The following is a 20,282-nucleotide window of genomic DNA, read 5'->3' on the forward strand; positions in this document are numbered from 1 at the left end:
TCGGGGACGGCGATGACCGGGAACGGCGGACTGTGGCTGCTGATGGTCGCGGGCCTCGGCGTGCTGGTCGTCGCGGCCCGCAGCACCGTCCGGCACGTGCGTGCCCGCGGCGGGACGAGGGTCCTCGGCCGGGTGCTCAGCTGCTCCCGGGAGCCCGCGGGCCGGGGCCGGTCCGCCTGGCGGGGCACCGTCCGGTTCCCCGACCCGGAGGGCGGGAACGGGCGCGAGGCGCGGGTGTTCCTCGCCCGGCGCTGCTCGCCGGGCAGCGAGGTGCTGCTCTGCTACCCGCCGGACCGTCCGGACCTGGTCCGGGTGTTCGACGGGGTGGTGAACTGGAAGACGCCGATCCTGGGGTGCCTCGTCGGCACGGTCTTCGTCCTCGTCCCCCTGCTCATCATGACCGGGGCGATCCCGACCTCACCGGTCCCCCCACGCTGACGGGCCGGCGGTGCCGCGCGGCGGGCTGCCTTCCAACGGGCCTCGACTCGCCAGGCGGTCGACGAGGAACGCGACGCTGCGGGCGACCAGCGGTTCGATGTCGGCGCCGACGAAGATGTGGTCCGCACCGGGAACGGTGACCAGTTCGACGCCGGTGTGGGGCCGGAGCCGGTCGGCGAGGAGTTCGCTCTGCCGGTACGGGACGACCTGGTCCGCGGTGCCGTGGATGATCAGGAAGGGCGGGCCGGCGTGGTCCGCGTAGCTGGCGGGGCTGGCGGCGCGGACCAGGTCGGGCCGTTCGTCGGGTTCCGCGCCGATCAGGGCGGTCATCGGGTTGCCCACCGGAGGCAGGGCCAGGGCGGCGGGGAAGGCGGCGGCAGCCGACACGAGCTCGGCGGGGCCGTACCAGTCGACGACGGCGCGGACGGCGCCGCTGTCGGTGGCGGTGACTCCCTCCTCGCCGTCGAGGTCGAGGCCGTCCGGGGTGACGGGCGGGGCGAGGGCGGCGAGGGCGGCGAGGTGGGCGCCGGCCGACTCTCCCCACAGGGCGAGGCGCGCCGGGTCGAGGCCGAGCTCGTCGGCGAAGTGCCGCAGGTAGCGGATCGCGGCGCGGACGTCGTGGAGCTGCGCGGGGAAGGCGGCTTCGAGGCTGTGCCGGTAGTCGATGGTGGCCACGGCGAGGCCGGCGCCGGTGAGGGAGCCGAAGAGGAGTTCGGCGGGCAGGGTGGGCGGTGGGTAGCGGCGGTCGCCGTCGGCCCAGCCGCCGCCGTGGATCCAGACCACGACGGGCCACGGCCCCCCGGTGGCGGGCAGGTGGAGGTCGAGCAGGCGGGGGCGGTAGCCGAGGGTCCTGGCGTAGGTGACGCCGTCGTACCGGCGGGCACCGTTCGCGGCGACCGAAGGCGCGGGCGGTGGCAGGAAGGGCGGTGGCAGGGAGGGCGACGGCAGGAGCGGGGCTCCGGCCTGGACCGCGGATTCGTCGGGCATCGGGCCTCTCCTCATCTGACGTGGGGCCGCTGGGATGGTTCCGGGATCATCGCTCCGCCGATCGGAGGGGAGCGGTAGCCGGGGCAGGTGTGTCGTGGGCTCCCGGACGCCCGTCCGGGACGGCTCCGCTCAAGGGGCGGACCACGGCAGGACGCCGCGGCGCGCGATGCGGCCGAGCCAGCGGGCGGAGGGCTTGGGGACGCGGAGGAAGCTCGTGGGGTCGACGGCGATCAGGCCGAAGGTGGGGCGGTAGGAGCCCCATTCGTAGGTGTCGAGGGCGCTCCAGTGCAGGTAGCCACGGACGTCGAGGCCGTCGGCGAGCGCCTGCGCCAGGTCCTCCAGCGCGTGGCGGGTGTAGGCGACGCGGCGCTCGTCGTCGCGGGTGGCGATGCCGTTCTCGGTGACGATGATCGGGACCTCGCCGACCACGTCGGCGGTGTGACGCAGGGCCTCGCCCAGGGCTCCCGGGTAGAACTCCCAACCGGTGAGGGTGCGTTCGGCGCCCTCGGGTACGGGGAGCGGGCCGTGGTGGCCGATGCGGGTACGGGTGCAGGCCTGGACGCCGATCCAGTCGTCGGCCCGGGCCGCCTCCAGGAAGACGTCCTCGCGCGGCCGGCGGTAGGCGGCCGCGACGGCCTCCGCCCCCGGGACGGCCTGGTAGACCTGGTTGGCCACCGACCAGCCGACCTGGATCTCCGGTGAGATCGCCTTCACCGCGAGGACGGCGGCCCGATGGGCCTCGATGAGCGCGGCGGCCAGGTCTGGATCGGGCAACGGCAGCCCGGGCGGCGGATGTTCACCACCGGTGCCGGTGGGCGCTCCGAGGGCGGCAGGCGCTCCGAGGGCGGCGAGGATGTTGGGTTCGTTGATGGTGCACACGTGCCGCACGCCCTCCCCGATGACCGGCGCGGTCGCGGCCACGTAGCGGGCGAAGCGCTCGGCGGCGTCCGGGGCCAGCCAGCCGCCGCGTTCGGCGAACCAGCGCGGCACGGTGAAGTGGTGCAGGGTGATCATCGGGCGCAGCCCCCGGTCCAGCGCCCCCTCGACCATCCGGCGGTAGTGGGCGAGGGCGGCACGGGAGAAGTGGCCCGGCGCGGGCTCGATGCGCGCCCACTCGATGCTGAACCGGTAGTCGGTGAAACCGAGTTCGGCGAGCAGGTCCATGTCGACGGGCCAGCGGTGGTAGCTGTCGGCGGCGTCACCGCTGGGCTCGGCGGCCGAACCGTCGCGGTGTTCCAGCTGCCACCAGTCGCTGTTGGTGTTGCCGCCCTCGGTCTGGTGGGCGGAGGTGGAGGCCCCGAAGAGGAACTCGTCCGGGAAGGGCATGCCTACGGCGTTGGCGAACACGAGCGGGCCTTTCGGGAAGGACGGGAGTCAGCGGTCGGGAGTCGCGCGCCGGAAGTCGGGCGCCGGACATCGGGCATCGGGCATCGGGCCGCGGAGAGCCGACGAGAGTCGACAGCCGGGAGTCGGAGTCGGTCAGCGCACCCGGCGGATCGGCCCGATGCGCAGGGCGCCGACCACACCGCCGAGGCTCTGCGCGAGGAGTCGGCCGGCGCCAACGTGCGAGGACGCCGCGCCCGGGTCGGCCCAGGTCGGCCCCGGCCGACCCGGTGGGCACCGCCCGGTCCTGCCACCGTACGACCCAAAACTTAGCGAGGCAAGGTTTTCGCGGAGTCGATCAGGGCCCGGCTAGAGTGAGCGGGTGACGACACGCGGCCGGCGCGGCCCCTACGCGAAGAGCGCGGCGAAACGACAGCTGATCCTCGATGCCGCGCTGGCGGCCTACGCGGACGCCGGCACCCGAGGCGTGTCGGTGAAGGACATCGCCGAGCGGGCGGGCCTGACGGACGCGGGCGTGCTGCACCACTTCGGCAGCCGCGAGGCCCTGCTCACCGCCGTCCTCGAAGCCCGGGACGCCGCCGCCGCCGAACGCTACGGCGAGCGGGAGGCGCTGTGGCGCCCGGAGATGCTGACGGACAACGCCGGTACACCGGGCCTGGTCAAGCTCTTCGTGGACCTGTCGGCGGCCGCGGCCGAGCCCGAGCACCCGGCGCACGAGTACTTCACCGAGCGTTACCGGATCCTGCGGCAGCGGCTGTCCGAGGCGCTCACGGCGGACCGATCCGGGACCGAACCCGCGCCGGCCGGACAGCGGGCCCGTGCCGACTGGGCGGCCCGCGTCCTGCTCGCCGCCACGGACGGCCTGCAACTCCAGTGGCTCCTCGATCCCTCGATCGACATGGCCGCCGACATCGCCCGGCTCCGCGACACACTGCTGGCAGCCCTCGACGATCCGACCCCACCCGGCGAGGGCGAACCCCCCGCGCAGGCCTGACGGCTGTCCACCGGCGGCCGTCCGTGACCGCCGATGCTCGAAAGGCACCGATCCGATCCCGAGCGCGCAGCCGGTCCGGGCGCGATCGCCGGATCCGGGCGTGATCACCGATGCCCGACCGCGATACGCTCGCCCTCGGCACGATACGGAGGAATGGCGATGGGCACGCACGAGCGGTGGACGCGGCTGCTGGAGATCCTGGGCGAGCAGGGCCGGATCGAGGTCGCGGAGGCCGCCGAGCTGCTGGGCGTGTCCCTGGCCACCGTCCGCCGCGACATGGAGGAGCTGGCCCGCCAGCAGCTGCTCACGCGCACCCGGGGCGGCGCGGTGCTGAGCGGAGTTGCGTACGATCTTCCGCTGCGCTACAAGACCGCGCGCCAGGCGGACGAGAAGCACCGGATCGCCCGCGCCGCCGCCGGGCTGGTCCGGCCCGGGGCCGTGGTCGGCCTGAACGGCGGCACGACGACCTCGGAGGTCGCCCGCGAGCTCGCCACCCGGGCCGACCTCGCCGAGCACCCGCACGGGACCGCGCTGACCGTGGTCACCAACGCCATCAACATCGCCCACGAGCTGGCCGTCCGGCCCTACGTGAAGACCGTGGTCACCGGCGGCGTGGCCCGGCCCAGTTCCTACGAACTGACCGGGCCGCTGGCCACCACGCTGCTCCAGGGGCTCTCACTGGACTACGCGATCCTCGGGGTGAACGCGTTCGACCCGAAGTACGGCGCCACCGCCCACGACGAGGGCGAGGCCAGCGCCAACCGGGCGATGGCCGAGCGGGCGGAGAAGGTGATCGTGGTCGCCGACTCCACCAAGCTCGGCCACCGGGCCTTCGCCCAGGTGTGCGCCACCGGCGAGATCGCGGTCCTGGTCACCGACAAGGCCGCCCCGGACGAGCTGGTCGAGCAGCTCGGCAGCCAGGGCGTCGAAGTCCTGCGCGCCTGAGACGGGTCCTCGGGAGTGTCCGGGCGCACCGGCTGCCGGTCACGGCGTCTCAGAACGTGTGCACGGATCCGCCCCGGCGGGGCGCCCTGAGCACGTCGAGCAGCCGGGTGACCTCGGCGGCCACGGCCGAGCGTCCGGCTCCGAGGTAGCGGCGGGTGTCGACGAGGTGCGGGTCGCCGGTGAGCGCCTCGCGCACCGCGATGGTGAGGACCCGGTTGAGGTGGGTGGCGATGTTGACCTTGGTCACGCCGTGTTCCACGGCGGCGGTGAGGTCCGCGTCGGCGACGCCGGAGGAGCCGTGCAGGACCAGGGGCACCGGCACGGCGGCCCGCAGGGCGCCGATCAGCTCGAAGTCGAGCGCCGCGTCGCGGGTGAGCATGGCGTGCGAGGTGCCGACGGCGACGGCCAGGGCGTCCACACCGGTCGCGGCGGTGAAGGCGGCGGCCTCGGCCGGGTCGGTGCGCGCGCCGGGGGCGTGCACGCCGTCCTTGCCGCCGACTTCGCCGAGTTCGGCCTCCACCCACACCCCGGCGTCGTGGCAGTGGGCGACCACCTCGGCGGTGGTCCGCACGTTCTCCCCGTAGGGCAGCACGGAGGCGTCGAACATGACCGAGGGGAAGCCCAGTTCGACGGCCTGGTGGACCAGCTCGGCGGAGGTGGCGTGGTCGAGGTGGACGGCGACCGGCACCCGGGCGGATTCCGCGACGGCGAGGACCGCCGCCCCGATCGCGCCGAGTCCGCCGTGGTAGCGCACGGCGTTCTCGCTGAGCTGGAGGACCACCGGCGCCCCGGCGGCCTCGGCGCCCGCGACGATGGCCTGGGCGTGTTCGAGCTGGATGACGTTGAACGCGCCGACGCCGCGCCCGTCCTTGCTGGCGGCGGTGACGATCCGGCCGGTACCGGTCAGGGGCATGGGGTCTCTCCAGTGCGTGCGGGGAGTCGCTCGGCGGCCACGCGGCCGAGCAGCCGGCGGTGGACGGCGGGGTCGAAGTCGCCGGCCAGGGGCGCGGCGACGGCGGCGGCGGACAGCGCCACCGCCCGGATGAGGCGCTCGGGCCAGGGCGTTCCGGCGACCAGCCCCAGGGCGAGGGCGGCGACCGCCGCGTCACCCGCGCCGGTGGGGTTGCCGGCGATCGCCTCGGGCGGCCGGGCGGCCCAACTGCCCTGCGGCGTGCAGGCGATGAGTCCGGCCGGACCGAGGGAGGCGACCACGGCCCGGGCACCCGCCGCGCGCAGCGCCTCGGCACCGGCACGGGGATCGTCGGTGCCGCTGGCCGCGGCGAGCTCGTGGGCGTTGGGCTTGACGACGGCGGGCGCCTCGGCGAGGCCGGCGCGCAGGGCCTCGCCGTCGGCGTCGAGGACGGCGGGCACGAGACGGGCCCGGGCCAGACGGATCAGGACGGCGTAGGCGTCGACGGGCAGACCACCGGGGAGGCTGCCGGAGAGCACCACGGCCCCGGCGCGGGCGAGCAGGTCGTCGTACCGGTCGAGGAACCGCGCCCACTCGGCCGCGGTGACGACGGGCCCGGGTTCCAGCAGGACGGTGGTGTCGCCCTGCTCCTCGTCCACCACGGCCACCGTCCGGCGGGTCTCGCCCGCGATCGGGAGCAGCCGCTCGGCGATCCCGGCCGCGGCGAGTTCCGCGCGCACCGTCTCGCCGGTCGTTCCGCCGGACAGGCCGGTGACGACGGTGTCGTGGCCGAGGGCGTGCAGGACCCGGGAGACGTTGACGCCCTTGCCGCCGGCCCGCGCGTCCGTCTCGCGCACGCGGTTGCTCGCGTGGGGGCGGAGCCGGGGGAGCCGGTAGGTGACGTCGAGCGCGGCGTTGAGCGTGACGGTGAGGATCATTCGTCGACCTCGCCACCGGTCTGACGCGGTAGCAGGTGGAGCCGCCGGGCCCGCGTCGCGGGCTTCCCGGCCCGGTCGGGGCTCCCGGCGAGGCCCCGGTCCAGCCCCCTGGCGAGGTCCTGGGCGAGCAGGGCGGCTCCCAGGCATCCGGCCTGGTGCCCGAGCTCCGCCGGGACGACCGGAGGCGCCGTCCGGAAGGTCGATCGTTCGGCCAGGGCGGCCCGCAGCGGGTCGAAGTACGGGGCTCCGGCCCTGGCCAGGCCGCCGCCGATGACGATCCGCTCGGGGTCGAGGAGGGCGGTGGCGGCGCTCAGGCCGTCGGCGAGGGCGTCGACGGCCTCGCGCCACACCGCGGCCGCGACCGCGTCACCGGATTCGGCGCGCTGCCGGACGTCCTCGGCGCTGCCCCCGGCGACCCCGGTGGCGGCGCCGTAGCGGCGGGCGATGGCCGAGGCCGACGCGACGGTCTCCAGGCAGCCGCGGCCACCGCAGGGGCAGGGCTCCCCTCCGGGTCGCACCGGGAGGTGACCGAGCTCTCCGGCGCCGCCCCGGCCGGTCAGGGCCTTTCCGTCGATCATGATCGCCGAGGCGATGCCGGTGCCGACCGGGACGAACAGGAAGGAGCGACAGCCCCGGCCCGCTCCGAGCCGGGCTTCGGCCAGCCCGCCGGCCCGGACGTCGTGGCCGAAGGCGACCGGGATTTCCAGCGCCTCCTCCAGCCACTCGCGCACGGGGACCCGTCGCCAGCCGAGGTTGGCGGAGAACACGGACGTTCCTGCCGCCTCGTCGACGATGCCGGGTACCGCGATGCCCGCCGCCGTCGGCGCGAACTCCCGGGCGAGATCGACGGCGCAGGCCAGGACGGTGTCCAGGACCGCGTCCGGACCGCACTCGGCTCGGGTGAACCGACGCTCGCCGTGGATCAGGGAGCCGTCCTCGGCCAGCACGCCCGCCTTGATCTGGGTGCCGCCGACGTCGAGCGCGATGACCGTCATGTCACACCACCGTTCGTACCGCCTCGTCGCCCGGTCATGAGGTGGTCAGGATGATCGAGCGGGTCAGGTTGCGCGGCCGGTCGGGGTCCAGGCCGCGGGCGGTGGCGAGTTCCACCGCGAGGCGCTGGGCGCGGACCAGGTCGGCCAGCGGGTCCAGCGGCGAGACCGAGGCGGCGGCTCCGGTCGCGAGGACCTGGTCCAGCAGGCCCGTCGGCGGCTCGCCGAAGAACCACACGACGCTGTCGGGGCCGCTGACGCTGATCGGGCCGTGCCGGTACTCCATGGCCGGGTAGGACTCGGTCCAGGAGCCGGAGGCCTCACGGAGCTTGAGCGCGGCCTCGTTGGCGAGGCCGACCGTCCAGCCGGTGCCGAGGAAGGTGAACTGGCGTGCTCCGGCGGCCTCTTCGGGCAGTGGGGCGAGCAGGGCGCGCTCGGCCTGTTCGGGCAGATCGGCCGGGACGGCCCCGAGGTGGGCCCGCAGCAGGACCAGGGCCGTGGTGGCGAACCTGGTCTGCACGACGGACGTCTCGTCGGCGAACCCCAGGTCGATCACCGCGCCGGCGACGGCGCTGATCGGAGTGGCCGGGACGCCGGTGAGGGCCGTCGTCGGGGTGCCGGCGGCCCGGGCGAGCGCGGCGAGCACCTCGGTCGTGGTGCCGGAGCGGCTGATGGCCAGGATCCGGTCGTAGGCGCGGTCGGCGGGGAACTCGGAGGCGGCGAAGGCGTCGGTCTCCCCCAGACCCGCGCCCTCGCGCAGCGCGGCGTAGGCCTGGGCGATGTACAGCGACGTTCCGCACCCCACCACGGCCACCCGCTCACCGGGCTCGGGCAGTCCGGACGGAGTCAGTTCCAGCGCGCGGCGCCAGCACTGCGGCTGGCTGGCGATCTCGTCGGCGACGTGGGTCACGGTGTCCTCCTGCAGGGACTCGAAGAAGCACGAAGGGTTCGAAGGGTTCGGAAGGGGGGCGAAGGGGTTCGCGCGCCGACGCAGCGTTCACAGCGCACGAATGATTGAAGGTGACTCGTTTATAGCCCTAGCGCTCAATATTGCGCAAGAACGCGCAGACGCCCGTCCGCCGCGACCGCGACCGCGACCGCGACCGCGACCGCCCGGATCGGACGGTCGCGAGGACAGGCCGACCCGCCCGGGGCCGCCGCCCCGGGCGGGTTCAGGCCCCGCCCGGCCCTCAGGCCCCCGGCGGCGCGCTGTAGGGAGCGGCCCAGGTCTGGTTGGTCTGGATCCCGTCCGGCGCGGCACCGCAGCCGTAGAGGTCGACCGGGGTCCCGCCGGTCGTCGTCGTCCCGGTGTAGACGTCGAGGCACTGGTTGGTGCCGGCGAGCTTCAGGTTGCCGTCCCGGTTGTACGTCCAGGTCTGGTAGCCGGGCGCCGAGCCGCAGGGGGCGACCCCCACCCACTGGCCGGTCCGGCCGTTGATCACGCCGGTCGAGGCGGAACTCCGCGCGGTCAGGCAGAGGTTGGCGGTGCCGGCCTGGAGGAGCCGGATCGAACCGTCGGCGTTCCGCTGCCACTGCTGGTTGGAGGCGCCGGAGCAGGGGTAGACGTCGACGGCGGTGTCGGCCGTCCGGGACTGGTAGTTGTCCAGGCAGAGCGAGGCCTTGCCCCAGCTGTTGCGCGAGACGGTGATCTGGCCGCGCGGGGTGAAGCCGCCGCCGCTCGGCGGGGTGATCCTGAGCATCGCGCTGTCGTGCGGGCCGACGGTCAGCGGGACGGTGCCGGCCGAGCTGGCGGTGCTGTGCGCCCACAGGTCACGGACGGTGTAGCCGCCGGCCGCCGGGTCGAAGCCGACGGCGTTCAGGTCGAGCGTGTAGTTCGCCGTGGTGGCGCCCTTGTTGAGCACCACCACCGCCCGACTGCCGTCCGCGAGCGGCTTGACCACCACGTCGATGCCGCTGCTCGCCGCGGGCGTGCCGTCGGCGTTGGCGCCACCGCCCGAGACCCGGTGGCCGCCGGCGCCGAGCGGGTCCTGGTCGACGGCGATGACCTCGCTGTTGCCGAGGATCGCGACGGAGGCGTTGAGGTGGTCCGCCTCGGCCGGGTGCGCGGCGATGTAGGCGGGTTCGAACTTGCGGGCGTCGGTGGAGATCACCAGCGGCGCGGCCAGCGCCGAGAACAGCGACATCTGGCTGCGCTCCTCGGCGGTGGTCATGCCGTTGTCGCCGATCAGCAGCATGTCGGCGTCGTTCCAGTTGCCCGGACCCTGGTAGCGGCTGAGCTCCAGGGTGGAGTCGAAGCTCTGGTAGGCGCCGAAGTTGTACGAGGACTGGACGCCCAGCGGCTGGTTCCACGGATCGGTGGCGCCGTTGTCCCGGTCGTTGAAGATGTCCGGGCCGACCCGCCACAGCTGGCCGAGCGGACGCACCCAGTTCATCGCGGCGAACTTGCCCGGGCCGTTGGTCAGTCCGGCCGGGGCGGAGATGTTGAAGGTGACGTTCGGCGTCGGAGTGCCACCGTTGACGGCGTTGGTGACGGCGGTGTTCAGCGCGTTCGACATCCGGGTGTCGAGGGTCTGGACGGGCTCCGCGGTACCGCAGTTGTCGTACTTGAGCGTGTCGACGCCCCAGCTGACGAAGGAGTCGGCGTCGGCCTGCTCGTGGTACTCGCTGCCGTTGGCGAGGTTGGGCGAGGTCGGGGCGACGGTCGAGCAGGTGTGGGTGCCGGAGGTCTCGTAGATGCCGAACCTGGCCCCCAGGCTGTGCAGGTAGGCGCCGTAGGCGGTCAGCTCGTAGTCGAAGCCGGGCTGCTTGGTGGCGTCGCGGACGTCGGTCCGGGAGCCCCAGTTGAGCCCGCCGTGCAGGTAGCCCGCGCTGTTGCGGTACATCCAGCAGTCGTCGACGGTGACGGTCTTGTAGCCGGCCGCGATCAGCCCGGCGTCCGACAGGGCCTTGGCGTTGTCCTCCATGTACTGCTGGAAGGAGTAGCCGCTCTGCGGGAAGCCGTCGAGCGGGGCCTGCGGCCGACACTCGGTCCGGGCCCAGTTGTTGAAGCCCATCGGCGGGGTGGCGGCGATCGGCCCGTTCGGCGAGGCGGCGGACGAGTGGTTGGCGGCCGTCTGGCTGACGCCGTCGTTCGCCCGGGCCACGGGAGCCGTGAGGGCGGAGCCGGTGACGGCCAGGGCGACGCTGAGCAGCAGGGGCGCGGCCCGGTTCAGGATGCGTGGGGTCATGGTGGGTCCCTTCAGGCCTGATCGAATTTGACCTGATCACCGATTGATCAAGCAGCTTCAATCAGGTGCGGCACAGCTTCGTGCGCGGCGACGGCGGCCGTCAAGAGGAAGTGCCGCCCGCGCGGCACTCCGACATCTCGACCGCAACGCTTCGATAACGCCGACTGGTCCCCCGGGGCCCGAGCATGCACACTTCCACCAAGCCGACGTTCAAACATGCGCGAAACGATCGGTATCAATCATCACCGCGCATCCGAGATCACCTGCGCTACGCCCCGCCCGGCTGCGCCTCGCCTCCCCGCGCCTCGCCGCCCTGCACCCCACCCCCTGCACCCCCCTGCGCCCCACCACCCTGAGCCCCACCCGGCGCCGCGCCCCACCGCGCCGTGGCTCCCGAGAAACGGCGGTACCCCTGATGAACCCGCGCTTCCTCCTCCTGTCGGCCGTCGGCGTCGCCGGCGCGCTGGCCCTGTCAGCCTGCGGCAGCGGCTCCGGATCCGGCTCCTCGGCCGACGGCACCACGACGATCAGGTTCGTCGCCGCGGACTACGGATCCAACGGCCAGAACCCGACCCAGGCGTACTGGCAGGGCGTGATCTCGGCGTTCGAGCAGCAGAACCCGAAGATCAAGGTCGCCCTGCAGGTGATCAACTGGAACGACCTGGACACCCAGGTCAAGACGATGGTGCAGAACGGCAACCAGCCGGACGTCCTGCAGACCGGCGGCTACGCCGACTTCGCCAGGAACGGCTTGCTCTACGCCGCCCAGGACGTCCTGTCCGGCCCGACCGCGATCGACTTCATCCCGGCCATGGCCAGAACCGGTGAGCAGGACGGCACCCAGTACGGGATCCCGTTCGTCTCCAGCGCCCGGATGTTCCTGATCAACAACACGCTGTTCAAGAAGGCCGGTCTCGACCCGGCCAAGCCCCCCAGGACCTGGGCCGACGTCACCGCCGCCGCCACCGCGCTCAAGAAGGCCGGGGTGGAGATCCCGCTCGGCGTCCCCCTGGGCAAGGAGGAGGCCCAGGGCGAGTCCTTCATCTGGATGCTGGAGAACCACGGCGGCTACCAGGACGCCAACGGCCACTACACCATCAACTCGCAGGCCAACATCGACACCTTCGCCCAGCTCAAGAGCTGGGCCGATGCGGGCCTGACCGAACAGAGCCCGGCCTCCGTCAACCGCACCGACCTCACCAAGGACTTCGCCTCCGGCAAGGTCGGCATGCTCAACGGGTTCCCCGGTCAGCTCGCCGACCTGAAGGGCATGGACGTCAGCTGGAGCTCGATGCCCGGCAAGGACGGCCCCGCCACGACCACCCTCGGTGTCGGTGACTGGGTGATGGCCTTCAAGAAGGGCGGCCACAAGGACCAGATCAGGGCCTTCCTCGACTTCGCCTACGACAAGGACAACACCGTCAGGTTCGCCAAGGAGTACAACCTGCTCCCGGTCACCCAGTCCGCGCTGACCGCGCTCCAGGCCGACCCGGACGAGAAGGCCCTCCAGCCGTTCCTCCAGGTCCTGCCCACCGCCCGCTTCTACCCGCTCAGCGACCCCACCTGGCCCGCCGTCTCCGCGCAGATCAAGACCCAGATCGGCAGCGCCCTCACCGACCCCAGGAAGACCCTCGACGCCCTGCAGCAGGCCGCCCAGCAGGCCGGTCAGTAGCCGGCGCCCGTCCGACAGGAAGCGTCACACCGTGTCCAACCGCACCACCACCGTCCGGGCGGGCCGCCGGGCCCGCCCGGTCCGCCGCCGACCCCTGTGGCAACGGCTCGGCCCGCTGCCCTGGCTGGCCCCGGCCGTCCTGCTGATCCTCACCGTGGTCGTCTGGCCCGCCGCCGAGATGGTCCGCACCTCGCTGCGCCGGATCGACACCTCCGGCACCGACCACGGCCCCGCCGGTCTGGTCAAGTACCACAAGCTGTTCGACGACCCCCGGCTCCCGGCCGTGCTCGGCTGGACCGTCGTCTGGACGGTCGCCGTGGTCGGGCTGACCATGCTGGTCTCCCTCGCCCTGGCCCAGCTGTTCCACCAGAACTTCCCCGGGCGCAGGATCACCCGCTGGGCGCTCATCGCGCCCTGGGCCGCGTCCGTGCTGATGACGGCGATCGGCTTCCGCTGGATGCTCGACCAGGTCGCCGGCGTGCTCAACCGGCTGCTCCTCGACCTCGGCCTGATCGACCACGCCCGGGCCTGGCTCGGCGACGCCGGACACGCCAAGCCCTGGCTGGTCCTCGTCGCCGTCTTCGTCTCGCTGCCCTTCACCACCTACACCCTGCTCGCCGGCCTGCAGACCGTCCCCGGCGAGGTGTACGAGGCGGCGCACGTGGACGGCGCGTCCCGGTGGCAGACCTACCGCAAGGTCACCCTGCCGCTGCTGCGCCCGGCCTTCCTGGTGGCCCTGGTGGTCAATCTGATCAACGTCTTCAACTCCTTCCCGGTGATCTGGGGCATGACCCAGGGCGGCCCCAACGCCGACACCGCCACCACCACCGTGTTCATGTACATGCTGCGCGGCTACGACGTCGCCGAGTCCGCCGCCATGTCCGTCGTCAACTTCGCCGTCGTCATCGTCATGGTGCTGCTCTTCCTCAAGGTCAGCCGCTGGAACGAGGAGGAGAACTGATGGCCGCGGCCCGCCGCTCCCCCGCCCGCACCGTCCTGCTCACCGCCACCGCCTGGGCGCTCGCCGCGCTCTTCCTGCTCCCGTACCTGGAGATGGTGGTCACCGCCGGACGCCCCGCCGACCAGCTGCGCGACAGCGGTTACCTGCCCACGCACTTCGACTGGTCCTCCTTCACCAAGGTCTGGACCGACACCACCCTCGGGCAGAACCTCCAGGTCACCCTGCTCGTCGCCGGCGGGTCCACCCTGCTGGTCCTGCTGGTCGCGCTGCCCGCCGCGTACTACACCGCCCGGGTCCGCTTCCGCGGCCGCAAGGCCTTCCTGCTGCTGGTGCTCGTCACCCAGATGTTCCAGCCCACCGCCCTCCAGGTCGGCCTCTACCGGGAGTTCTACACGCTCGGCCTGCTGAACACGGTCTGGGTGCTCGTGCTCGCCAACGCCGCGTTCAACCTGGCCTTCGCGATCTGGATCCTCAGCGCCTACATCGGCTCCATCCCGGTCGAGTTGGAGGAGGCCGCGCAGATCGACGGCAACGGCCGGATCGGCGCCCTGTTCCGGGTCACCCTGCCGCTCGCCCTGCCCGGCGTGGTCACCGCGGTGATCTTCACCTTCATCGCGGCCTGGAACGAGTTCATCATGGGCCTGACCCTGACCGACTCCCCCGACCGCCAGCCCCTCACCGTCGGCATCGACAACATGATCGGCGCCTACAGCGTGCAGTGGAACCACGTGTTCGCGGCCTCGATCGTCGCGATCGTGCCCGTCGTGGTGCTCTTCGCCGTCATCGAACGGCACGTGGTCTCCGGCCTCACCGCCGGGTCGGTGAAGTAGGACGAGGTGACCGCATGACCGTCACGACCCGATCCGGCCTCGCCGGAGCCCGCTTGGTGCTGCCCGGTGAGGTCCTGGTGGCCGGCCGGATCGTGGTCGAGGGCGACCGCATCGCGGCCGTCACCCACGGGCCGGCCGAACCCGGTGACCTCGACCTCACCGGCCACACCGTCGTCCCCGGCTTCGTGGACCTGCACGTCCACGGCGGCGGCGGCGCCTCCTACACCTCCGGCATCGCCGAGGAGGCCCTGCACGCCGCCCGCACCCACCTCGAACACGGCACCACCACCACCGTCGCCTCCACCGTCACCGGCGAGATCGACGACCTCGCCCGCCAGGCCGCCGTCCTCTCCGAACTCGCCGAGGACGGCATCCTGGCCGGCATCCACTTCGAAGGCCCCTTCATCTCCCCGGGCCGCTGCGGCGCCCACCGCCCCGACCTGCTCCGCGACCCCGACCCCGCCCTCGTGCGCACACTCCTCGACGCCGCCCGCGGCCACGCCAGGATGCTCACCCTCGCCCCCGAACTCCCCGGCGGCCTCCACTCGATACGCATGCTCACCGACCTCGGCGTGATCGCCGCCATCGGCCACACCGACTCCGACTACCCCACCACCCTGGAGGCGATCGACGCCGGAGCCACCGTCGCCACCCACCTGTTCAACGCCATGCCCGGCATCGCCCACCGCACCCCCGGCCCGATCATCGCCCTGCTGGAGGACGAACGCGTCACCGTCGAGCTGATCAACGACGGCGTGCACCTGCACCCCTCCGTCCTCGACCTCGCCCACCGCACCGCAGGCCCCTCCCGCGTCGCCCTGATCACCGACGCCATGGCCGCCGCCGCCATGGGCGACGGCCGCTACCCCCTCGGCCCCCTCCACGTCCACGTCACCAACGGCATCGCCATGCTCCCCGACGGCAGCTCCATCGCCGGCTCCACCCTCACCCTCGACACCGCGTTCAAACGCTCGGTCACCGTCAACGGCCTCACCCTCCACCAGACCGTCGAAGCCCTCTCCACCACCCCCGCCCGCCTCCTCGGCCTCGCCGACTCCATCGGCACCCTCGAAACCGGCAAACTCGCCGACCTCGCCGTCCTCGACTCCACCACCCACGACCTGGTCGCCGTCATGCGCCGCGGCCACTGGATCACCGGCGCCGAACACTTCCCCGCAGTCCGTTCCGACGACCATCGCCCCCCCGCGGCACGGATGAAGCCCTCCCGGTGAGCCGTGCCACGCGCACCGGCCCGCCGTCATGTCGCGAAGCCCCTGTCAGGCGATCTCCTCCCGACAGACCGGCGCCCGGCCCGCTCGTGGTGAGCGGGCCGGGCGCCGGTGGACGGAAAGGGGTCAACGGGAGAGGGGTCAGTCGTCCGTCTCGTCGTAGCGCCCGTGCCCGAGGCGGCGCAGGTCGAAGGACCAGATGCCGCGGCCGAAGGTGGCGGCGTAGAGCTTGCCGTCCGGGCCGGTCTTCAGCTGCTGCACCGCCGTGGTGGGCAGGTTGCGCCCGAGGACCCGCCAGTCGGCGGTGCCCGGAGCGCGGTAGAAGGCGGCGAGGTCGGTGCCGAGGGCGAGGCCGCCGTTGGGCAGGATCCTCACCGACGTGGCCGGGACGTCGGGCAGGTTGGCCGAGACGTCGGTCCAGGTGGCGCCGCCGTCGTGGGTCTCGAAGAGGTGGCCGACGCCCGCGCCGGGGCCCTCGGTCCAGGTGCGGGAGAAGCCGTTGAAGGCGACGAAGACGTGCTGGGCGTCGTGCTCGTCGACCGCGAAGGAGGAGATGTAGCGGTTGGGCAGGGTGCCGTCGACGGGCAGGTTGAGCTGGTGCCAGCCGGTGCCGTCCGTCTTGCCGACCGCGATGCCGCGGCTGAAGCCGACGTTGTTGCACGGGCCGCACCAGCCCGCGTACACCGTGCCGTCGACCGTCGCGACCGCCGTGGCGACATGGCCCGCGCCCAGGTCGTAGGCCGACGTCCATTCGCTGCCGCTGCGGATCGCGTAGCCCTTGTGCTGCACCCAGACGTGGCGACCGCCGGCGATCCAGGTGTTGCCGTCCTTGGGGTCGCTGGTGATCGGCGCGATGAAGCGGGCGCCGGCGCCGCCGAGGTCCTTGTCGGGCGGGGCGACCTCGTACGAGGTGGCCTTGCTCGGGTCCTTCGTCCAGCTCCCGTCGTTGACGGCGCAGTTCTGGGTGACCCACATGTCGAGGTAGACGTACTCCTCGGCGATGTTGCAGCCGTTGTTCGGGTCGACCAGGGTGTCGGCGCCGTCGCCGCCGAAGTCGGAGCCCATCACCTTGTCGTGGGCGCGCAGCACGGACTCGCCGTTGTCCTGGAGGCCGCCGCTGACGATCACGCCCCGCCCGGAGCGGTCCGCCGGGTCCTTGCCGACGCCGACCGAGTAGTACTGCAGGGTGTCGATGGTGCCGTCGTTGAGCGGGGTCCAGTCCTTGGCGTGGCCGTAGGCGTCCAACTGCCCCTGGGAGGGCCGCCGGTAGATGCCGCCGTCGTTGCCGACGTAGACGGTGGCCTTGCCCTGGTAGCCGCCGAAGGCGACGGCGTGCTGGTCGGGGTGGGTGGTCTGCGAGCAGTCGCCGGTCTGCTTGGCCGGGTCGATGCTCCAGCAAGGGAAGCCGTTGTTCCAGTACGGCCCGACGGTGGCCCACTTGGCCCCGCCGTCGGTGGTCTCGAAGACCTCCTCGAGGCCGGCGTAGACGTGGTCCGGGTTCGCCGGGTCGACCTGGAGGAACTGGTTGTACCAGGCCTGGATGCCGGGCTGGTAGCCGTCGTCCTGCAGCGCGGAGCCGGAGTTCTTCAGCTTCTCCTTGTCCGCCACCAAGGTCCACGGGCCGGACGGCGAGCCGGACTTGGAGACGTAGATGCCCTTGAGGCCGGTGTCCGGGTCGGTCGCCATGACCTGCGGGGACTGGTCGATCGCGTAGTAGCGCGAGCCGTCCGCCGAGCGTGCGAAGGTCACGTTGCCCACGTTGGCGGCGTCCGTCGGCAGTTCGCCGAGCGAGCCGACGCGCTGCCAACTGCCGTCCGCGGCCTTGCTGTAGAAGCCGTTGTAGGTGTCGCCGCCGCGCCAGCCCACCGCCAGGATCACCTTGGTCGGGTCCTTGGGGTCGATCGCGATGTCATTGGCGATGTTCTTGTACGGCGCCGCCGGATCCCCGGCCTTCGAACCACCGGGCAGGTACTCCGGGTTGGGTGCGAACTCCAGCGTCCACGGGCCCGACAGCGTGGTGGCCGAGTGGCTCCAGACGCCCCGGCTGGTCGCCGCCCAGACCTTGCCGCCACCGAAGCGCAGCGCGTGGATGATGGTGGACTCCAACTCGGCGCCGCCCACCCGGTCGCCCGGCTGGAACTCACCGTGCTTGGGGTCGGAGAGCACGTACACGCCGGTGCCGACGTACGAGGTCGCGCCGGTGTTGGACTCGCCGGTGGCGTACCAGAGCCGGCCGCCCCCGTCGAGGTTCAGGGTGCCGGTGGACAGCGTGGGCAGCCGGTCGGCGATCGGCTCCCAGTGCCCGCCCCCGGTGCGGGAGCGGAACACCCCGCCGTTGGCACCGCCCGCGTAGACGTAGCCCTCGCTGTCGGCGGCGAGACCGGTGATCCGGCCGGTCACCAGACCGGCGCCGCCGCTGGAGTTGGAGTTGACGTCCCGGTAGCGCGGGTCGTCCGCGTCGTACGGCTTGTCCGTGACGTGGTCCCAGTTGCCGCCGGTGCGCGGCATGGACTGCAACCGCGCCCAGGCCGCACCGTAGGCTCCGGGCGCGACCACGCCCGGGGCGGTGCGGGCCTCGGTGTACTGGGCGGTGCCCTCGGCGGAGTTCTCCGCCTCGTCGCCCTCGTCGTCCCCGCCCTCCGCCGCGGCTTTCGGGCTGAGGCCCGGAGCGGCTGTCGTCGCGCCGGCCGCGTGCCGCACCTTCTGGGCGTGCTTCTTCCCGATGTCCGCCTGGTGCCGCACCTGCCACGGCTGCGGTTCCACGGGTACGGGCGGCGCGGCGAGCGCCTGGGTGGTGGTCAAGCCGATCACGGTGAGCGTGACGGCGCTCAGCAGCAGCCGTCGTCGTTGCCTGGTGGGCACGGTGGCAGTCCTCCCCTGCGGCCGGCCGCGCGGTCGCGCGGACTCGGCGGAACAGGAGGACAGCCTGCTGAGCCGATCGGGCCGGGGGAAGGCCCGGGCGGTAAGAAGCGGGTAAGAGCCTTACGCTTGCCAACAGTTGGCATTCACGGAATACCGACGCACCGTCACCGACGGGGCCTGCGCGCCCGCACCCGCCGCCGGACCGCCCGCGCCGCGGCGACCGGGTCGAAGGAGCCCGGCCGCTCCCGGGTCAGCGGGTAGCAGGCGAACCCGATCAGCGCCGCACTGAAGTGGCCGATGCTGGTGTAGTCCCGGCTCTGCTGGACGCCCAGGCCGTAGACGACCAGCACCCCGGCCGCGTACAGGTACCGCCAGGGCCGCACGATCAGATAGGTGAGCACCGCGACGACCCCGGCGAGCGCGTAGCTGACGCCGTAGTCGAGGGTGTAGACGGCCCTCGGCGGGGCGAGTCCGCGGTGGATCGCCCAGCCGAGCACGCCCTCGCTGAGGTAGGTCGCGCCGACGTGCGCGAGCATCGCCACCGAGATCCACCGCAGCGTGCCGAGCCAGCGCTCGGCCGGTACGTGGAACAGGTTGTAGAGCAGGAAGTAGGACAGCCAGCCGCCGCCCGCGATCCACAGCGCGCTGGTCACCAGGACGCGGACCGGCGACACCTGCAGGTGGTGCAGGTTGGTGGAGCGCCGCTCCAGGATGCGGTCGGCGGTCACCGGGTCGACGTGCCGGATCACCTGGGTGGTGACCAGCAGGATCGCCAGCCAGAGGTAGGTGCCCGGGGCGCGCCGGACGTAGGCCCACGCCGTACGGGCGGCGCGTGCCCACCAGGGCCGCCGGCGCTCCTCGGAGCCACTGGCGGTGCTGTCGGCCATCGACGCCTCCTCGACCCTCGTCCCCTCACCCTCACCCCGCCCCGCCGTCGGCCGCCGCCGTACCGGCCCGTACGGGTGATCGGCCGGCCCCGCCGGCCGATCACCGCTGGCGTACGCTGGCGCTTCGACCTCCCGGCCACGACCGCTCGGCCACGCACCGGGCGTGCCGGCCCCGGGACCGCAGAGCAAGGGCACCAGGCACGATGAGCGATCGTCTCAGGACGAGGCCACCGACCGACACCGCCACTCCCCCGCACCCCGCGCCGAGTACGGTCGCCCGGCTGCGGCTCACCACGGCGTACGTCCTGCTGCTGACCCTCACCGCCTCCTGGCTGGCCGGCCAGGGCCACGCCGAGCGGGCCCGGTTCGTCCGGCACAACAGCAGCAACGTGCACCACATGGAGGTCGGCAAGTGGTGGACGCTGTTCACCAGCGGCCTGGTGGTCGACGGGGTGCCCGCCTGGGCGGGCATCGCGGCGGTCGCCGTCGTGCTGGGCCTGGCCGAGTGGCGCTGGGGCGCGGCCCGGGCCGCCGCCGTCTTCGTCTTCGGGCACGTGGGCGCCACGCTGCTCACCGAGGGCGCGATGTGGGTGATGCTGACCGCCCGCATCCCCGGCGCGCTCTCGCACGCCCGCGACGTGGGCATCAGCTACGGACTGGTCGCCACCGGCGCCTGTCTGCTCGCCCTGGGCCCGGTCCCGCTGCGCCGTTACGGCCTTCCGGCGCTCGCCCTGGCCCTGGCCGTGGCCTGGGCCCTGGACCAGCAACTGGCCGACGCCGGCCACCTGGTCGCCCTCGGCCTCGGCACCCTCGCCGCCCGGACCGCCTGGCTGCGCGCGCGGGCGGCACCCGCCGCGCGCTGACGCGAGGGCACCGAGGACGGGCCGGATTCCTTCGGGAACCCGGCCCGTCGCGGTCCCGGAACGGGTCCGACCCTCCGTTCCGCCCCAACCCGGCTTCTCGCCAGGTGATTCGGCCCGTCCCTCCGGACCCGGACGGCACCGTCGCACGCGGCCGGCCCGAGCTCCGCGACCGCATGCCCTTGCGTAACTCTGCAAATCTATGCCAGAGTGCGGGCATCGGATCGAATACGCCGAATCCCGTC

General features: G+C 73.0%; 17 protein-coding genes. 8 read left to right on the top strand and 9 right to left on the bottom strand.

All coding sequences use genetic code 11. From position 1 onward, the window contains the following. Window positions 1-12 precede the first annotated feature (12 nt). Window positions 13-438: a DUF3592 domain-containing protein gene (locus tag ACIRD3_RS06100; protein WP_402212299.1), complete on the top strand. Its 426-nt coding sequence runs from the start codon at window positions 13-15 to the stop codon at window positions 436-438. Here ACIRD3_RS06100 and ACIRD3_RS06105 read toward each other — a convergent pair. Together ACIRD3_RS06105 and ACIRD3_RS06110 are read right to left on the bottom strand one after the other, a co-directional pair. Next, the gene (locus ACIRD3_RS06105) at window positions 418-1,425 is read right to left on the bottom strand and encodes an alpha/beta hydrolase fold domain-containing protein (protein ID WP_402212302.1); all 1,008 of its coding nucleotides are present in this window, start codon (window positions 1,423-1,425) and stop codon (window positions 418-420) included. The two genes, ACIRD3_RS06100 and ACIRD3_RS06105, sit on opposite strands and share 21 nt — an antisense overlap. Before the next feature lie 129 nt (window positions 1,426-1,554). Continuing rightward, window positions 1,555-2,751 (bottom strand): glycoside hydrolase family 1 protein, encoded by a 1,197-nt coding sequence (locus tag ACIRD3_RS06110; protein ID WP_402212305.1) that lies wholly within the window; start codon window positions 2,749-2,751, stop codon window positions 1,555-1,557. Window positions 2,752-3,130: 379 nt separating this feature from the next. Between ACIRD3_RS06110 and ACIRD3_RS06115 the strand changes: the two genes are divergently transcribed. Both ACIRD3_RS06115 and ACIRD3_RS06120 read left to right on the top strand, forming a co-directional pair. Further along, window positions 3,131-3,763 (top strand): TetR family transcriptional regulator, encoded by a 633-nt coding sequence (locus ACIRD3_RS06115; RefSeq protein ID WP_402212307.1) that lies wholly within the window; start codon window positions 3,131-3,133, stop codon window positions 3,761-3,763. 159 nt (window positions 3,764-3,922) lie between these two features. After that, complete coding sequence (locus ACIRD3_RS06120; RefSeq protein ID WP_402212310.1) at window positions 3,923-4,708, top strand: DeoR/GlpR family DNA-binding transcription regulator; 786 nt, start codon at window positions 3,923-3,925, stop codon at window positions 4,706-4,708. A gap of 49 nt (window positions 4,709-4,757) precedes the next feature. Here the strand turns inward: ACIRD3_RS06120 and ACIRD3_RS06125 are convergent, their stop codons facing one another. The 5 genes from ACIRD3_RS06125 to ACIRD3_RS06145 all read right to left on the bottom strand — a co-directional run bounded on the left by ACIRD3_RS06125 (window position 4,758) and on the right by ACIRD3_RS06145 (window position 10,736). Then, window positions 4,758-5,621, bottom strand: a complete 864-nt coding sequence (locus tag ACIRD3_RS06125; protein WP_402212313.1) for a ketose-bisphosphate aldolase — start codon at window positions 5,619-5,621, stop codon at window positions 4,758-4,760. After that, complete coding sequence (locus ACIRD3_RS06130) at window positions 5,612-6,556, bottom strand: 1-phosphofructokinase family hexose kinase (protein ID WP_402212315.1); 945 nt, start codon at window positions 6,554-6,556, stop codon at window positions 5,612-5,614. The genes ACIRD3_RS06125 and ACIRD3_RS06130 overlap by 10 nt, the downstream gene beginning before the upstream one ends. After that, window positions 6,553-7,551 carry an ROK family protein gene (locus tag ACIRD3_RS06135; RefSeq protein ID WP_402212317.1) on the bottom strand — a complete coding sequence of 333 codons (999 nt, stop codon included), beginning with the start codon at window positions 7,549-7,551 and terminating at the stop codon, window positions 6,553-6,555. Before ACIRD3_RS06135 ends, ACIRD3_RS06130 begins: the two co-directional genes overlap by 4 nt. A gap of 34 nt (window positions 7,552-7,585) precedes the next feature. Continuing rightward, window positions 7,586-8,458: an SIS domain-containing protein gene (locus ACIRD3_RS06140; protein ID WP_402212320.1), complete on the bottom strand. Its 873-nt coding sequence runs from the start codon at window positions 8,456-8,458 to the stop codon at window positions 7,586-7,588. A 280-nt stretch (window positions 8,459-8,738) separates the two neighbouring features. Further along, window positions 8,739-10,736 (bottom strand): ricin-type beta-trefoil lectin domain protein, encoded by a 1,998-nt coding sequence (locus tag ACIRD3_RS06145; RefSeq protein WP_402212323.1) that lies wholly within the window; start codon window positions 10,734-10,736, stop codon window positions 8,739-8,741. A gap of 415 nt (window positions 10,737-11,151) precedes the next feature. On the opposite strand from ACIRD3_RS06145, the gene ACIRD3_RS06150 reads away from it, so the two are divergent. Genes ACIRD3_RS06150 through nagA form a run of 4 tightly spaced genes read left to right on the top strand, consistent with a single transcriptional unit; the run spans window position 11,152 to window position 15,431 of the window. Further along, window positions 11,152-12,408 (top strand): extracellular solute-binding protein, encoded by a 1,257-nt coding sequence (locus ACIRD3_RS06150; RefSeq protein WP_402212325.1) that lies wholly within the window; start codon window positions 11,152-11,154, stop codon window positions 12,406-12,408. A gap of 31 nt (window positions 12,409-12,439) precedes the next feature. Continuing rightward, a complete protein-coding gene (locus ACIRD3_RS06155; RefSeq protein ID WP_402212328.1) occupies window positions 12,440-13,369 on the top strand; it encodes a carbohydrate ABC transporter permease in 930 nt (309 codons plus the stop codon). Continuing rightward, window positions 13,369-14,199 (top strand): carbohydrate ABC transporter permease, encoded by an 831-nt coding sequence (locus tag ACIRD3_RS06160; protein WP_402212330.1) that lies wholly within the window; start codon window positions 13,369-13,371, stop codon window positions 14,197-14,199. The genes ACIRD3_RS06155 and ACIRD3_RS06160 overlap by 1 nt, the downstream gene beginning before the upstream one ends. Before the next feature lie 14 nt (window positions 14,200-14,213). Beyond that, window positions 14,214-15,431: an N-acetylglucosamine-6-phosphate deacetylase gene (gene nagA / locus ACIRD3_RS06165; protein WP_402212333.1), complete on the top strand. Its 1,218-nt coding sequence runs from the start codon at window positions 14,214-14,216 to the stop codon at window positions 15,429-15,431. A 138-nt stretch (window positions 15,432-15,569) separates the two neighbouring features. On the opposite strand, the gene ACIRD3_RS06170 is transcribed toward nagA, so the two are convergent. Together ACIRD3_RS06170 and ACIRD3_RS06175 are read right to left on the bottom strand one after the other, a co-directional pair. After that, window positions 15,570-18,290, bottom strand: coding sequence for a glycosyl hydrolase (locus ACIRD3_RS06170; RefSeq protein WP_402212335.1), 2,721 nt, complete (start codon window positions 18,288-18,290; stop codon window positions 15,570-15,572). Between the two features lie 164 nt (window positions 18,291-18,454). Continuing rightward, window positions 18,455-19,177: a rhomboid-like protein gene (locus ACIRD3_RS06175; protein ID WP_402212338.1), complete on the bottom strand. Its 723-nt coding sequence runs from the start codon at window positions 19,175-19,177 to the stop codon at window positions 18,455-18,457. Window positions 19,178-19,380: 203 nt separating this feature from the next. On the opposite strand from ACIRD3_RS06175, the gene ACIRD3_RS06180 reads away from it, so the two are divergent. Then, complete coding sequence (locus ACIRD3_RS06180) at window positions 19,381-20,040, top strand: rhomboid-like protein (RefSeq protein ID WP_402212340.1); 660 nt, start codon at window positions 19,381-19,383, stop codon at window positions 20,038-20,040. Window positions 20,041-20,282: the final 242 nt, after the last annotated feature.

Origin of the sequence: Kitasatospora sp. NPDC093550, from assembly GCF_044764985.1 — a bacterium.
In the GTDB taxonomy this organism is placed as follows: domain Bacteria; phylum Actinomycetota; class Actinomycetes; order Streptomycetales; family Streptomycetaceae; genus Kitasatospora.